Below are 15,013 nucleotides of genomic sequence, written 5' to 3' on the forward strand. Positions count from 1 at the left end.
CAGCAATGTGAGCAAGGCGTTAAACCCTGTGCGTTTTCAGTCGGATAGGAACGGGCCGGCGGGTGTTTGGTTCACTTGATCCAGGCGTTCGCAGGCGCCCCTGCAGGTATTCAACAAACTTCTCTGCATTGCCCTTCAAGTGCCGGTAAAGTAAGCCATCTCTTGCCAGGGTACTCGGATGAATAGCGTGCAGCTTTTACGCGGCCAGTTGCGGCCGATGTTGATGGGATTGTTGGTGTGCGTTGTCTGTGCCACAGCGGCGCGGGCCGACGAAAGCGTGGCCCTGGCCAGCGTTGACCAGGTGCCGGAGGGCATTGAAGTGCGCGGCAAGCAGATCGCCGCCTATACCTGGGACGACCACCAAGGCAAGAACCTGCTGGTGCTGGCCGAACAGGTCAGCGAGCGCGACGACGATGGCACTCAGTCGGCTTTTGTCTACGCGGCCCAGTATCTGCTCACGGGCGAGCATCCCAAGCGCGTGTGGATGCTCTATGACGATGTGCGCCATTGCGAATTCGACGCCGGACTGCACTTCGACATGGCCGCTACCAAGGTCACTGACCTTCTGGGTGATGGCAACACCCAGACGACCGTGGGCTACTCGCGCACCTGTACCAGCGACGTCAGCCCAAATGAATTCAAACTGATCATGCACGTTGGCAAGTCCGAGAAGTATCGCCTGCGCGGCGTCGACCGCTATGGCGCAGCCTGGTGGGACGAGGACGCCGGCGCTCTGCGCGGCATGCCGCTGCCCACCGATTGCAGCGTGGCCGCGCAGCAGACGTTGGTCAGCCAGTACAAGGAGCAGGGCACGGAGCTGCCGCTGCCAGGCTGCTACAGCGACGAGAAGGATTTCGCCAAGGCACCCGACGGTTATCTGACCTTCATGCGCCAGCACTGGTTTGCACTGATGCGCAAACAGGACGCCGATTGGAGTCAATCCCAGAGCCAGCCGCAGCAGCCCACGGAAGAGGATGACGTGGCGCCGTGATTTGATGACAGCGCCGATACTGGGGTAGACTCGGCGTTCGCCAATTCAATAAATATCGCGATTAATCAATGGATTGCTTGTGATATTTAATCCAAAGGCTGATCTACCTTGACTGAGTCCATCCGCAACCCGTTGACCCTCTACCTCACCCGCCTGGCGCCCTCCAGCCAGCTGACCATGCGTTATGTGCTGCAGGACGCCGCCGACCGTCTGGGCTTTGAAGACGTCAACCTCGAAGACATCGACTGGCACCTGCTGCAACCCGAGCAGGTGATCGCCCTGGTCGCCGCATTGCGCGAGGACGGCTATGCGCCGAACACCTCGTCGCTGTATGTGAATGCCGTGCGCGGTGTGATGAACGAAGCGTGGCGGATGAGCTTGATCAGCCAGGAGCATCTGCTGAAGATGCGTTCGGTCAAGGCCGCGTCCGGTACACGCCTGGGGCAGGGGCGCAACCTGCGCCGTACGCTGATTCGCGAAATGATGGAAATCTGCGCCGCCGACCCTCGCCCGCAGGGCCTGCGTGATGCCGCCGTGATTGGCATCCTGTACGGCTCGGGCATGCGCAAGTCGGAGTCGGTCAACCTGGACCTGGCGCAGGTCGATTTCGAACAGCGCAGCTTGCGCGTGATCGGCAAGGGCAACAAGGAGCTGGTCAAGTACGCGCCGGACTGGGCATTCGCCAAGCTCCAGGCCTGGCTGGAGTTTCGTCGCGGGCAGCTCAAGGAAGGCGAGCAGGACGATACCTTTTTGTTCAACCGCATCCGGCGCGGCAGCCATATCACCCGTGAGCGCATCACCAAGCACGCGATTTACTACATCGCTCGCCAGCGCGGCGACCAGGTGGGCGTAAAGATCATGCCCCATGACTTCCGCCGCTCATTCATCACGCGGGTGATCGAGGAGCATGACCTGTCGATTGCCCAGAAGCTGGCCCATCACACCAATATCCAGACCACCGCCAGCTATGACGTGCGCGATGACAATGAGCGGCGGCGGGCGGTGGACCGCTTTGATTTGTAAGCGCTAAGCGCTCGCCAGGTGCGGCGGCAATCGGCGCAGGGTCCAGACTACCGTAAGCATGGCGGCAGCCGCGCACAGCGCGATGCCCACCAGCATCGGCGCGGGCGTGTGGTCGGCGAACAGCCCAACCAGCGTCATGGACACCGCGGCAGTGACCATCTGTATCGCGCCAAGCAGCGCAGACGCCGAACCTGCCACGGCGCCGTGATCTTCCAGCGACAGCACCCCGGCGGCCGGTAACAACAGGCCAAGAAAACCGAAACCGATAAACAGCAGGGTCATCATCAAGACCAGGTTATCGCTCCACAGCGTCGTGGCCGCCAGCAACGCCATCACGGCCGCCACCGCCATTACCGACCAGCGAATCAGCGGTGCAAGGCCGAAACGGGCGCTCAGGCGTGCCGTCAACTGGCTCATGGCGAAAAACGACGCGGCATTCACTGCAAAGCACAGGCTGAACTGCGTCGGTGTCAGGCCGAAGTATTCGATGTACACGAAGGGTGCGCTGCCGATAAACACGAAGAACGTAGCAAGGCCAAAGCCGCAGACCACCGACAAGCCGGTAAACACCGGGTCGCGGAGGAGGGCGCCGTAGCTGCCGAACGCGTTGCCCAGGGTCTTGCCCAACCGACGCTCCGCCGGATGGGTTTCCGGCAATTGCACAATCGTCATCACCAGGCACAGCAGCGCCACCACTGCCAATACCGCAAATACCTCGCGCCAGCTCCAGATTGAAATCACCACGCTGCCAGCCAAGGGCGCAAGGATCGGCGAAACACTCATCACCAGCATCAACAGGGCCATCAAGCGCGCCGCTTCAGGGCCGGTGTACAGGTCGCGGACAATCGCCCTTGGAATCACCATGCCCGCGCATGCGCCAAATGCCTGCACCGCGCGAAAGCCAATCAACACCTCGATGGTCGGCGCCAATGCACAGCCGATGCTGCCGATGGCAAAGATCACCAACCCGGCATAGATCGGCATTTTGCGGCCAAATACATCACTGATCGGGCCATAGAACAACTGGCACACCCCAATGATCATGAAGAACACCGTCAGGCTCATCTGCACGGCGGCCGGCGAAGCGTGAAGGCTGGCGCCCAGGGTTGGCAGTGCTGGCAGGTAGCCGTCGATGGCAAACGGGCCGACGGCGGTGATCAAGCCCAACAGCAGGGCGAGGTGGGCGATGCTTCGAGGCATTGGCAGGTCCGGGCAGAGCAAAAGACACCCAGCTTAAGGGATTCACGCAGATCCGCAAACTTGGGCTTCACTAACGGGTAGCGATGCCGATAACGCTACTAATGACGCTCGAACGGTTGGTTTCCCAACCGGCGGTCCAGGCATGGGGATACCAGATGACGATCAAACTACGCTTGATGCTGTTGATTGCGACCGGGCTGCTCACCGCCTTGATCATGAGCCTGGCAGGCTACCTGGGAAACACCCGCATGGCCGCTGCGGTGCAGGACAATGAAGTCAGCATGACGGTACTGCGCAATCATATGGAAGCCGACATGATGCACGACGCCCTGCGTGCCGATGTCTTGTCCGCGATGTTGGTGGGGCTGGGCAAAAGCACGAATACACCTGCCGAGGTCAACGCGTCGCTCAAGGAGCATGCCGAGCATTTCCGTCAGATGCTGGCGGAGAATTTCAAGCTGCCGTTGGACAACACGATCAAGGCCAGCCTGGAAAAAATCAAACCCAGCCTCGACACCTATGTCAGCGCCGGCGAGCGCATCGTTGCATTGGCCCTAGCCAATCCCGAGGCAGCGCGTGTAGAGATCGAAACGTTCAACACCGCATTCAGCCAGTTGGAAAACCAACTGGCCGTGCTGAGTGAACTGATCGAAAGTCATACCCAGGGCACCAGCACCGGTACCCGGCAGGCCATCAGTAATGCCAACTGGGTGCTCGCCGTGGTGTTGGGCGCCAGCCTTTTACTGTTGCTGGCACAAGGGCGCTGGGTAATCCTGAGCATCATGGGGCCGCTGCGCACCGCCAGCCGCATTGCCGACAGTATCGCCCATGGCAACTTGAGCGAACCGATTGTCGAGCCAAAGAACCAGGACGAAGCCAGCACGCTGATTCGCAGCTTGGCCACCATGCAGCGTGACTTGCGCAGCATGATCGACGTGGTGCGCAGCAATGCCCATGGCGTCAATGGCGTGAGCGAACGCTTGAGCCACGGCTGTCATGAGGTCGCCGGCAGCAGCCAGCAACAAAGCGCAGCCGCCAGCACCATGGCCGCCGCCGCGAGTGAAATGACCGCCAGCATCGAGGAAATTACCCGCCATGCCGGACAGGCGTTGGACATGGCCAACCAGGCGCAAACTCTGGCCAAGGATGGCGGCCGGATCATTCATCAAGTGGTCAGCGACATGGACGGCATCGCACGTTCCGCACAGCAATCGGCCCAGGTGATTCGCACGCTGGACAAAGAATCCGAGGCGATCTACAGCATCATCCAGGTGATCAAGGGCATCGCCGACCAAACCAACTTGCTGGCCCTGAACGCCGCGATCGAAGCCGCCCGCGCCGGTGAGCAGGGCCGGGGCTTTGCCGTGGTTGCCGATGAAGTGCGCAGCCTGGCCGGACGCACCAGCGCCTCGACCCAGGAAATCGCCAGCATGGTCGGACGCATCCAGCAGAACACCCGGGAAGCGGTTACCAGCATGGAGGAGGGCGTTGCTCAAGTGGATAAGGGCATGGCCGTCACCGCCGAAGTGGAACGCGCGATTCGCGAAATTCTCCAGGCCACGCTCAGTACCACGGAACTGGTGAATGACATTTCCCGCACCATCAGTGAACAAAGCCTGGCCAGCAACGAGATCGCCCATCAGGTGGAGATGATTGCGGGGATGTCGGAAAGCAATAGCCGGGTGATTGCGGGTACCGCGTCGACGACGGATGAGTTGTCGAGCCTGGCAGGGAAACTGTCACATTCGGTGGATCGGTTTAAGATGTAACGCATTGATATAGCTCAACTAAATGACTATTTAGTATAGTTATATTAATTCGTCATTAGCGTAGAGTAGGGTACGCCCAAACTCAAGATGACTTTCCGGCTTCTAAAAGGGCTTGGAAAGCTTCCCTGGTTGCTTCTTCAGTCTCTTTGATTTGTGTCAACACTGAGTTTATATGATTATTAATGTCAGTTTCTGACGCAGAATTTGGCAGATCACCTAACAGGCTACATATTTTTTCAAGGCGGTTAACTTGGGCAAATGCATTTGCCAATCTGTTGTTAACCTTTTCAGTGAATATATCAGCCTTGTCCAAAAACTGTGATGGGAGGTCAAGCCTTACTTTTGTTGCCTTATTCGCTAAATCCTGGCGCACATTTTCATCATTTTTCAGGGCTGCCAAGTAGGTTTGGTCTCCGTTTAGTGGACGAACCACGCAACGGAATTTAGCGATTTCAACCTGTGCTGCGCCAAAAGGAGTTGTCATAATCTGAGCTAAGAGCTTGGCGCTTGCCGCCCGTTCGCGCCTCCTTTGAGCTTTATCAAGGCTCCAGATAATGAGTGCGATGATTGCAGCAACAGCCGTCGCGACAGCAGCTATAGCGTCCCAGTCGATTTTCCATTCTGTACAAAGCCACATGCAATTTCTCCGTCAATTGGTGAGGCAACGTTTGTCTGGCGGCATTCAAGCACGCAGTGATCAGTATCGCCAAGCTGAAAGCAGGAGGCGCCGCCAGGCTTCAAATCTGACCACCAGACCCCGAGCCCCGTATAGGACGGTTCGCATAATGTATATTATGTTAAATTGTATGTTATGTCAGAAAGGTTCATGAGGCTCATGAGGTACTGATTCGACAAACCCGCTTCTGACGTCCACTCTCTCAACGGGCCATGTCTTCCGTGTTCATGGCGAGTCATTGCATGCGGTGGCTGCCGATTAAGCTGATTCAATGTCGCTTCTCGTCCGGTCAGCGCGTGCAGACCGGAGACGCGGCGCCATTGCCCCTGCTAATGCCATTTATCTACATCCAGCTCAAAGCTCAGGCATCGCGCGTACAACACTGCCGCAGCGCAACGGCGTGCAATCCGAGCTGTCTATGCCGAAAGTCGAAAACTAGATACTGGTATCCGTCGCGGAGAGCTTCTGAAGCTCTACACCACAGATATTAACCAGGGTTCTTAGCACGCTGAATCCTGACATCATGCAAATTGGCAAAGCGTTCGTTGCATATTCAGTGGAAAAGTACGCGCCGTTGACGGTTTTTAAAGCATCCGGAGTGTTTGGACGGCTAGCTGAAAGCGGTGTCTCATCAAACATTCAGTACCGTTTCCGGGCACATCTCGATTTAGCCACCCTGCCCTCGTTCTCTGCGGCCTACAGGCACCTCGTGCGCTCAGTTCCATAACACGTCAAAAATTCTGACGCACCAGGCTGTTGGCTATTTCCTCCACCCAGTGAGGTACGTGAATTCCTTTCCTTCGCAAAACTTCTCGACGTTCTCTAAAGTGGTTTATATCTATTCTTCCGCGCTCGCGTTGCACGCCCAGATAGAAACAGTAGGCGACCAGTTCACCCTCGCTCTCCATGTAGTGGTAAGCCGCATTGATCGCAGACTCCCACTCAAACCGATTAAAAATGTCTGAGGGTGAAAACAGATTCACGTTAAACGCTGACGCGCCTTCATTTGACTCGATAAATTCAACCCAGGCACATGCAAATTCGGCTTGGGATACAGCCCAACGAAAGTTGTTCAGCCAGCGCCGTCTTAACCCCGACCTCCCAATTTTTTCAAGTTTCTCTCCTCTACGAAGCGCAAGCCAAAGCTTGAGTTTTTCACCTTCAAACGCTTCACGCGCGATAAGTGACTCCAGTGCAGGGAGCCAGGTGACGGGGTGCCATGAAGGATAGGACGTGATATCTGCGATCACAGGAGAAAGCGAATAACGACTCACGTTGCGCCAGCTATGAACCTTATCGGCAATTTCACCAAAGCTGTTAAAACTCCATAGGTTTGCATTTTCTCTTTCAAGTCTTGTCCTGAGATCGTCCCAACTCCCTTCAAGTTCGGGTGAGTAACTGTACGTGTCTTCGCCAACTTCGAGATCAAGCAAAAGCCTTATAGAGGTATCGTCTGAAAGTTCGGTAAAATCATTTGACCATGCGAACTCCTCATATTCCTCTACCGTGTTGAATTCCGGAAATTGCTGTGGACGGCAAGGGTTGCGCACGGCCATTGACACAAACAATCTTGTTTGATTATGTTCGGAACGCTCCATGGGTATCGACCACACGACTAGAAAACCTGAAGCACGTGCCCGCTCGGCCTCCCGAGCAATCCTTTCCGCCGCGTGATCTATCTTGCGAAACCACGTCGAGTCGTTCCACCAAAGGCGAGGCAAGAAAAACACCTTCGTGTGCACTTCAAGCGCTGCGGGCGGGAATGTTTTTCTGCACACTTCAGGTAATAAATCACTGCGCACCCAAAGCGTTTGCTCCATTTCAACAAGATTTGGCTCTCGATACTCCAAAGCAAGCGTAGGGATATCCCATAGTGCCAACTGATCAATGGCATGCTGTTCAAGGGGAGCCCAGCTGGTTGAAACCAACACAAAGAATACTTTTGAGCCAGGGTGCTGACTGCATAGGCAGTTCGCATAGGCCAGAAGCTCTGTGGCAAATTCCCGGGCCGCTTTCTGGCTTCGCTTGATTTCGACGATGACAAAGGCGCCGCTGATCTCGTCTTCCAGCACCAGATCTGGTTTGAGGATTTTCCCTGGTATGTGTGAAATATTGGTATTGGCACTGTAGAACCTTGGTTCTTTCAGACTTTGAAGCACGCGGCATGCTTCCCGTGCTGCGCGATGACGATCAGGGGATATGCCGTGCTGCCAGCGCCTCTCAACTTCGCCCTTCATTTCTAGGCTAAGGGGGTCATCAGCGAATCGGATGGAAGCATAGAGTTCTCCACTGCAGCTGCGGCTATTTTTTCCCGCCAATTCTTCCAGCCATTTCTGAATTTCCTTTTCGTGTCTCATTGCAATTATCCTAGCTTTCCCAGTCTTCATAAGTGCCGGTTAGATAGCACCCTCCACGCAGCTCTCCCTCCAACCTCAAGCGCTTCCCACACGCAGGCCTAGAAGACTTTTGATAGCTCCCAGCATCTACCCCGATCTCATGTAATGGCCCTTCCGTGTCCCGTTGAGCAGGCGAATGACTGCTCATAGTCCAGTCAATGCAGCTTTGGCGCTGCAACAAAATCCATAAAGGCTATATGCCATATTCGGATACGAAACACCACGCAAGCGCACGTCTTGCTGCCGTCGAACATACCTTGACCATCACTGGATGGACGGGCGGCGGGACTAATGACGGGAAAGCTAGATCTATGAACACCAATCGATGAACTGGTGCGTTCATTTCAGGAGCACTGAGCCAGTAATTGAGAGCTTCTGAGGCGTCTATGCACATTCGACATCGCCCACTTGTTAAATCACGTATCCACCCACCCACTCAACAACCTACCTCCCACTTCAGGTTGAACCTCCGTCGCTCAGGTGAACTCCCAACCCTAAACCAAGGAGAAACCTATGAGCCAAACAGCTTTAGTCGTCGGCGCCAGCGGTATCGTCGGCAGCGCCATCACTCAATTACTCATCGACAACCACTGGCAGGTCGCCGCGTTGTCGAGGCACCCTTCGCAAGCACAAGGCGTTATTCCTGTCGCGGCAGACCTTCAGGATCCCGCTTCGCTGGAACAGGCGTTGGCGGATTTGAAACCCACGCATGTGTTCATTACTACATGGTCACGCCAAGCCACGGAGGCCGAGAACATTCGTGTGAATGCCGCCATGGTACGCAACGTGCTCACCGCCATTCGCCCAGCCAGGAGCGTTGAGCACGTGGCACTGGTTACTGGCCTGAAACATTATCTTGGCCCGTTCGAAGCGTATGGCAAAGGCAGCCTTCCACAAACACCGTTTCGCGAAGAACAGGGTCGCCTGGATATCGAGAATTTTTACTACGCCCAGGAAGACGAACTGTTCGCCGCCGCTGAAAAGGACGGCTTCACCTGGAGCGTTCATCGCCCGCATACCGTCACCGGGGTTGCGGTCGGCAACGCGATGAATATGGCAACCACCCTCGCCGTCTATGCGTCGATTTGCAAAAACACCCATCGGCCCTTTGTGTTTCCTGGATCAAAGGTGCAGTGGGAAAGCCTCACCGATATGACGGATGCACGCCAGTTGGCGAAACAACAACTGTGGGCGGCCACGACGCCGTCTGCGGCCAATCAGGCGTTCAATGTGACCAATGGGGACATATTTCGCTGGAAATGGATGTGGAGCCGAATCGCCGAATATTTCGACTTGCCTGCTGCCGATTATCCCGCTGCCCTCTCCCCCCTTGAAACGCAGATGAGTAACGACCAAGCCGTTTGGTCGCAAATAGTCGCGGATCACGGCCTGAAAGAGCCCGATATGGGGCGTCTGGTGTCACCCTGGCACACCGATGCAGACCTTGGCCGACCCATCGAAGTTGTCACGGACATGTCAAAAAGCCGGGCAATGGGCTTCACGGCCTACCAGGCAAGCGATCAGGCATTTTTCGATGTGTTCGACAAATTACGGGCTATGCGCTTGATACCCTAGGTCGTTCCAGCACAGAACCATTAATCATCCTCGTATTCTCCAGGCAGGCCACCTGGAGAGTACGAGGACTGAGTTCTGGTCAGTTACCGAGCTTTTTGCGTCCCGCTTCAGCGGCGAAAGAGACGGTCTAGAACCAGCAGGGCTACTGCACCAATTGCGATTGCGGCAACTGGTTTTTCCTTAACGAACGTAGACACGCTGTCCAATGCATCGCCGTAAGCTTGGGTGACCTGACCAGCAGCTTGCCGACCAGCGCCTTCAGCCTCCAGTTTCGAATCACCAAACAGTTTCCCAACGACGCTCTGAGCCTTCCCAGCGACCTTTTGTGACATACCTTCTACTTGTTCACTCTTCATAATTCATCAGACCTTTAGTGTGTCTTTAGGTAGCTCAGGGACGGCCTAAGCTATGGGCTACATGCACAGCGTTAGGGGCGTGGGCGCTGTGAATAGTTCAAAATTGATGAGGCTTGAGCCGCACTCAGTTATCAACAAGGAACATTGGATTACCGTGCTTCTGAACGGGCCACTGGGTGCGCAAGAAATTCATTCGCTGATTGACGACAGCTTTCGACTCACCCGCTAAGGGCGACTGCACGTCGCGCAGTAGTCAAGCGGGAACACCCGGGTGGCAGGTGCAATGCCTGCCCCACCTACAAGATCTTGTAGTCGCGAAGCCCTCACAACTGCTCTATAAAAACCCGCACTCCCCCCCACCCCCAAGGAACACCTGCCATGCACATGGAAGAGCACACGCTCAGCGCAATGAGCGACGAGCTTAAGCTCATGCTAGGTCGCTTTCGGCATGAACAATTCGTCGAGAAACTCGGATGGCGACTCCCCATTTTCCCGCACCAGGCCGGTTGTGAATGGGATCAGTACGACAGCGAGCATTCGCGCTACCTATTGGCGTTCAACGAGCACCGCGCCATCGTCGGCTGTGCCCGTCTGATACCCACTGTATTTCCCAACCTGTTGGAAGGCGTCTTCAGCCATACCTGCACAGGTACGCCGCCCAGGCATTCCGCCATCTGGGAAATGACACGCTTCACCACCCGCGAGCCGCAATTGGCCATGCCTTTGTTCTGGCAAAGCCTGAAGATCGCCAGCCTGGCGGGTGCCGATACCATCGTCGGCATCGTCAACAGTACGATGGAGCGCTATTACAAGATCAACGGGGTCAACTACGAACGCCTGGGGCCGGTCACCGTGCACCAGGACGAAAAGATCCTCGCCATCAAGCTCTCGGCCCACCGTGAACACCACCGTGGCGCCCGCATGCCTTCAGCCTTCACGTGCCAGCTCATGCAAGAGACGGCGTGATACCGGCCGAGTCGTCCTTGCGGTCGACTCGGCGCAGTAGATGAACCTCAGATATAGCCCTGCGCGACGGCGTAGGACACTGCCTGTACGCGGTTGCTGGCGCCGATTTTGCGTTGGATGTTGCGGTGATGGTAGTTCACGGTGTCGGTGCATACGCCCATGATCACGCCAATTTCCTCAGAGGTCTTGCCGTCGGCGGTCCAGCGCAACACATCACATTCGCGCTCGCTGAACTCCACATCGGTGTTGAACACACGGACGTCAGTCTCCAACGCGGAAATTTTCTCCAAAGCCGCCGCGGCAAACGCCTTGGTCACCGGCTTCAAGGCTTCGAACTCCTGAAGACTGATGGCGTTGTCCTTGCGTGCCAGGCTCAATATTCCGACTCGCCCCTGGGTGTTGTACGAAGGCTGCGCCAGGCCGTGGCATAGATTCGAGTCATTGGCTTCGGACCACAGGTCCGGACAGTCCCGGAACAACTCATTACTCCACAAAATGGGCGCTGACGAGACTTTGCTGTGTTTCACCGTGGGATCGATCGTTGCGTAATTAGCGGCTTGATAGCGTTGTATCCAGTGTTCGGGATAATTGCCGTACATATAGGTCTTGGGCCGCATGAACGGCGTCACGCTGCACATGCCATAGGCAAAGAAATCAAACCGCAGTTCCTTTAACGCTCTCAATGCAACAACCGTGAATTCCTCCATGTTCATGGTTTGCGCAAAAATACTGTAAAAATAAGCATCCCATCCCAACAGCTGTCCCAATTCCATTTTGAACACCCACAACGATCCAAAGAAGCCGTGAGACTAAACCAACCTGAACGCCTGTCAACACACAAAATCAACGCCCATAGACTGCTTCGCACTAGCCAAGTATTTTTTATGTCTAACCCAACTAACTAGCCATAGGCCACTGCTGCTCAACAGACGATTGAGACTGCCTTTTCATAATAATGCAACATACTGCCCGACCGACCCCAACACGCCCTATTCCCGCCACCCCTACAAGATATGGTAGTTCCACGTCCGGGAAATGCGGGTGTATAAACAACACCGCTTACAACAGCCGCGCTGCTGCAACTGTTAAAAAGCGTTCAATTTCGTCACACGCCATTAACTAATTATTTAATTGATTTTCACCAATCTCAGTCAACTAAGGAGAACATTGCCCATGCCTGCTTCGCACGCCCCTGGCGGCTTTACTGACCGGCTTGAACTTCGCCGTAAAAACCGCGCCACTGTTGAACAGTACATGCGCACCAACGGCGAAGATCGCCTGCGGCGGCATGAACTGTTCACGCAGGATGGCAGTGGCGGCTCCTGGAACACCGAAACCGATGAGCCCCTTGTGTTCAAGGGCCACGCCAAACTCGCCGCGCTCGGCGTGTGGTTGCACCGGTGTTTTCCTGACTGGCAGTGGCACAACGTCCGGGTGTTTGAAACCGACAATCCCAACCACTTCTGGGTGGAAAGTGACGGCCGCGGTAAAACGCTGGTTCCGGGTTACCCGCAGGGTTATTGCGAAAACCATTACATCCACTCCTTCGAACTGGACAACGGCAAGATCACGCAAAACCGCGAATTCATGAACCCTTTTCAACAACTTCGCGCTTTGGGCATCCCGGTTCCAACCATCAAGCGTGAAGGTATACCCGCCTCATAAACCCTTATCCATTGGAGATTGAGCATGCTTAATAGCGCAGCACAACAACTCACCACTGACGATTCTGAACTGCGTCGCAAGAACCGCGCCACCGTTGAACAATACATGCGTACCAAAGGCCAGGACCGTCTACGCCGACACGAACTGTTTACCGAAGACGGTGCAGGTGGTTTATGGACTACCGATACTGGCGCGCCGATTGTAATCAGTGGCAAAGCCAAACTGGCCGAACATGCTGTCTGGTCGCTCAAGTGTTTTCCGGATTGGGAATGGTACAACGTCAAGGTATTTGAAACCGATGACCCCAACCATATCTGGGTGGAGTGCGATGGCCACGGCAAGATTCTCTTCCCTGGTTACCCGGAAGGCTATTACGAGAACCACTTCCTGCATTCTTTCGAGTTGCAGGACGGCAAAGTAAAACGCAATCGCGAATTCATGAATGTTTTTCAACAATTACGCGCCTTGGGTATTCCAGTGCCGCACATCAAGCGTGAAGGCATTCCTACCTGATTCTTTGGGCCTGATTTTTTGGCAGAGTGATCGCATCATGGAAGACTTACTGAAACGGGTTCTAAGTTGTGAAGCGTTCCAGCAGCCTCAATGGAGCGAAGCTTCACAATTGCATGACGCGCAGGCCTACCTCAGGGACAGCGCGTCCCTGATTCGCGTCGAAGACATTCTGGTGCTGCGTGCCACCCTGGCCAGGGTCGCGGCTGGCGAAGCGATGATCATCCAGTGCGGTGACTGCGCCGAGGACATGGATGAAAGCGCTCCCGACCATGTGACGCGCAAAGCCGCAGTGCTGGACATCCTGGCCGGGGCATTTCGGCTGGTGACCCAGCAACCGGTGGTGCGGGTGGGACGGATTGCCGGGCAGTTTGCCAAGCCGCGCTCCAACCACAGCGAACGCATCGGCGATGTCGACTTGCCGGTGTACCGCGGCGACATGGTCAACGGCCGCGAAGCCGTGCGCGGCGATCGCCAGCATGATGCGCAACGCCTGGTGCGAGGCTACCGCGCGGCGCAGGACATCATGGGCCACCTGGGATGGAAAGAACCGGCCGGCAAGGAGCAACTTACCGGCTCCCCCGCCTGGACCAGTCACGAGATGCTGGTGCTCGACTACGAACTGCCGCAAGTGCGCCAGGATGAACAGGGCCGGATTTTCCTTGGCTCAACCCACTGGCCGTGGATTGGCGAGCGCACCCGCCAGCTGACGGGCGCTCACGTGGCGCTGCTCAGCGAAGTCCTCAACCCGGTGGCCTGCAAGGTCGGCCCGGACATCACTCGGGATCAGTTGCTGAGCCTGTGCGAGCGCCTGGACCCCAGGCGCGAACCCGGGCGCTTGACCCTGATCGCGCGCATGGGCGCGCACAAGGTTGCCGACCGCCTGCCCCCGCTGGTTGAAGCGGTGCGCCAGGCTGGCCACAAGATCATCTGGCTCAGCGACCCAATGCACGGCAACACCATCGTCGCGCCCTGCGGTAACAAGACCCGCATGGTGCAGACCATCACCGAGGAAATCACTGCCTTCAGACAGGCCGTGATCTCGGCCGGTGGCGTGGCCGGCGGCCTGCATCTGGAAACCACCCCCGATGACGTCAGCGAATGCGCCTCCGATGCCGCGGGCCTCAGCCAGGTGGCCAGCCACTACACAAGCCTGTGCGACCCGCGCCTGAACCCCTGGCAAGCCATTACTGCGGTGATGGCCTGGAAAACGCTGCCCTCCTCCCCCCTTGCTTCACTTTGACTGGAGTTTGTCGCCATGACCGGCATTCCATCGATCGTTCCTTACGCCCTGCCCACTTCCCGCGACCTGCCCCCCAACCTTGCGCAATGGCGCATCGACCCCGAGCGCGCCGTGCTGTTGGTGCATGACATGCAGCGCTACTTCCTGCGGCCCTTGCCGGATGCGTTGCGTGATGAAGTCGTGCGCAATGCTGCACGCATCCGCCAGTGGGCTGCCGCCAACGGCGTGCCGGTGGCCTATACCGCCCAACCGGGCAGCATGAACGAGGAACAACGCGGGTTGCTCAAGGATTTCTGGGGGCCGGGCATGAAGGCCAGCCCGGCCGACCGCGAGGTGGTCGACGCCCTCACGCCCCAACCCGGTGACTGGCAGCTGACCAAATGGCGCTACAGCGCGTTCTTCAACTCCGACTTGCTGCAACGCCTGCACGCCAGCGGGCGCGATCAGTTGATCCTGTGCGGGGTGTATGCGCACGTCGGCGTGCTGATTTCCAGCGTGGATGCGTATTCCAACGATATCCAACCCTTCCTCGTTGCCGACGCTATCGCCGACTTCAGCAAGGAGCACCACTGGATGGCCATGGAATACGCCGCCAGCCGTTGCGCCATGGTCATCACCACCGACGAGGTGGTGCTATGAGCCA

The 15,013-nt window shown here is 56.6% G+C and carries 14 protein-coding genes and 1 pseudogene; 10 read left to right on the forward strand and 5 right to left on the reverse strand.

All coding sequences use genetic code 11. The features are described from left to right. The first annotated feature begins 178 nt into the window (after nt 1–178). Together QF045_RS16170 and xerC are read left to right on the forward strand one after the other, a co-directional pair. The gene (locus tag QF045_RS16170; protein ID WP_306493087.1) at nt 179–991 is read left to right on the forward strand and encodes a M949_RS01915 family surface polysaccharide biosynthesis protein; all 813 of its coding nucleotides are present in this window, start codon (nt 179–181) and stop codon (nt 989–991) included. 108 nt (nt 992–1,099) lie between these two features. Beyond that, nucleotides 1,100–2,014 carry a tyrosine recombinase XerC gene (gene xerC, locus QF045_RS16175; RefSeq protein ID WP_306493088.1) on the forward strand — a complete coding sequence of 305 codons (915 nt, stop codon included), beginning with the start codon at nt 1,100–1,102 and terminating at the stop codon, nt 2,012–2,014. A 3-nt stretch (nt 2,015–2,017) separates the two neighbouring features. Here the strand turns inward: xerC and QF045_RS16180 are convergent, their stop codons facing one another. Next, complete coding sequence (locus QF045_RS16180) at nt 2,018–3,214, reverse strand: multidrug effflux MFS transporter (protein WP_306493089.1); 1,197 nt, start codon at nt 3,212–3,214, stop codon at nt 2,018–2,020. Nucleotides 3,215–3,369: 155 nt separating this feature from the next. On the opposite strand from QF045_RS16180, the pseudogene QF045_RS27770 reads away from it, so the two are divergent. Further along, nucleotides 3,370–4,125, forward strand: a pseudogene (locus QF045_RS27770) (MCP four helix bundle domain-containing protein); the annotation flags it as partial. Between the two features lie 132 nt (nt 4,126–4,257). Beyond that, a complete protein-coding gene (locus QF045_RS27775) occupies nt 4,258–4,983 on the forward strand; it encodes a methyl-accepting chemotaxis protein (protein ID WP_373424484.1) in 726 nt (241 codons plus the stop codon). 82 nt (nt 4,984–5,065) lie between these two features. Here the strand turns inward: QF045_RS27775 and QF045_RS16190 are convergent, their stop codons facing one another. Both QF045_RS16190 and QF045_RS16195 read right to left on the reverse strand, forming a co-directional pair. Further along, nucleotides 5,066–5,620 carry a hypothetical protein gene (locus tag QF045_RS16190; RefSeq protein WP_306493091.1) on the reverse strand — a complete coding sequence of 185 codons (555 nt, stop codon included), beginning with the start codon at nt 5,618–5,620 and terminating at the stop codon, nt 5,066–5,068. A 770-nt stretch (nt 5,621–6,390) separates the two neighbouring features. Beyond that, nucleotides 6,391–8,016: a hypothetical protein gene (locus QF045_RS16195; RefSeq protein WP_306493092.1), complete on the reverse strand. Its 1,626-nt coding sequence runs from the start codon at nt 8,014–8,016 to the stop codon at nt 6,391–6,393. 552 nt (nt 8,017–8,568) lie between these two features. Here QF045_RS16195 and QF045_RS16200 point away from each other — a divergent pair. Beyond that, nucleotides 8,569–9,630, forward strand: coding sequence for an SDR family oxidoreductase (locus QF045_RS16200; protein ID WP_306493093.1), 1,062 nt, complete (start codon nt 8,569–8,571; stop codon nt 9,628–9,630). Nucleotides 9,631–9,737: 107 nt separating this feature from the next. On the opposite strand, the gene QF045_RS16205 is transcribed toward QF045_RS16200, so the two are convergent. Further along, nucleotides 9,738–9,986 carry a CsbD family protein gene (locus QF045_RS16205; protein ID WP_306493094.1) on the reverse strand — a complete coding sequence of 83 codons (249 nt, stop codon included), beginning with the start codon at nt 9,984–9,986 and terminating at the stop codon, nt 9,738–9,740. Nucleotides 9,987–10,364: 378 nt separating this feature from the next. On the opposite strand from QF045_RS16205, the gene QF045_RS16210 reads away from it, so the two are divergent. After that, nucleotides 10,365–10,952, forward strand: coding sequence for an acyl-homoserine-lactone synthase (locus QF045_RS16210; RefSeq protein WP_306493095.1), 588 nt, complete (start codon nt 10,365–10,367; stop codon nt 10,950–10,952). Between the two features lie 47 nt (nt 10,953–10,999). Here QF045_RS16210 and QF045_RS16215 read toward each other — a convergent pair whose 3' ends face one another. After that, nucleotides 11,000–11,725, reverse strand: coding sequence for an autoinducer binding domain-containing protein (locus QF045_RS16215; RefSeq protein ID WP_306493096.1), 726 nt, complete (start codon nt 11,723–11,725; stop codon nt 11,000–11,002). A 400-nt stretch (nt 11,726–12,125) separates the two neighbouring features. On the opposite strand from QF045_RS16215, the gene QF045_RS16220 reads away from it, so the two are divergent. Genes QF045_RS16220 through QF045_RS16235 form a run of 4 tightly spaced genes read left to right on the forward strand, consistent with a single transcriptional unit; the run spans nt 12,126 to nt 15,009 of the window. After that, nucleotides 12,126–12,617 (forward strand): PhzA/PhzB family protein, encoded by a 492-nt coding sequence (locus QF045_RS16220; RefSeq protein ID WP_306493097.1) that lies wholly within the window; start codon nt 12,126–12,128, stop codon nt 12,615–12,617. Nucleotides 12,618–12,641: 24 nt separating this feature from the next. After that, a complete protein-coding gene (locus QF045_RS16225) occupies nt 12,642–13,130 on the forward strand; it encodes a PhzA/PhzB family protein (RefSeq protein ID WP_306493098.1) in 489 nt (162 codons plus the stop codon). A gap of 37 nt (nt 13,131–13,167) precedes the next feature. After that, on the forward strand, nt 13,168–14,370 hold the full coding sequence (locus QF045_RS16230) for a 3-deoxy-7-phosphoheptulonate synthase (protein WP_306493099.1): 1,203 nt from the start codon (nt 13,168–13,170) through the stop codon (nt 14,368–14,370). A gap of 15 nt (nt 14,371–14,385) precedes the next feature. After that, complete coding sequence (locus tag QF045_RS16235; protein ID WP_306493100.1) at nt 14,386–15,009, forward strand: isochorismatase family protein; 624 nt, start codon at nt 14,386–14,388, stop codon at nt 15,007–15,009. Nucleotides 15,010–15,013: the final 4 nt, after the last annotated feature.

It is taken from the genome of Pseudomonas sp. W4I3 (assembly GCF_030816195.1).
Taxonomy (GTDB): domain Bacteria; phylum Pseudomonadota; class Gammaproteobacteria; order Pseudomonadales; family Pseudomonadaceae; genus Aquipseudomonas.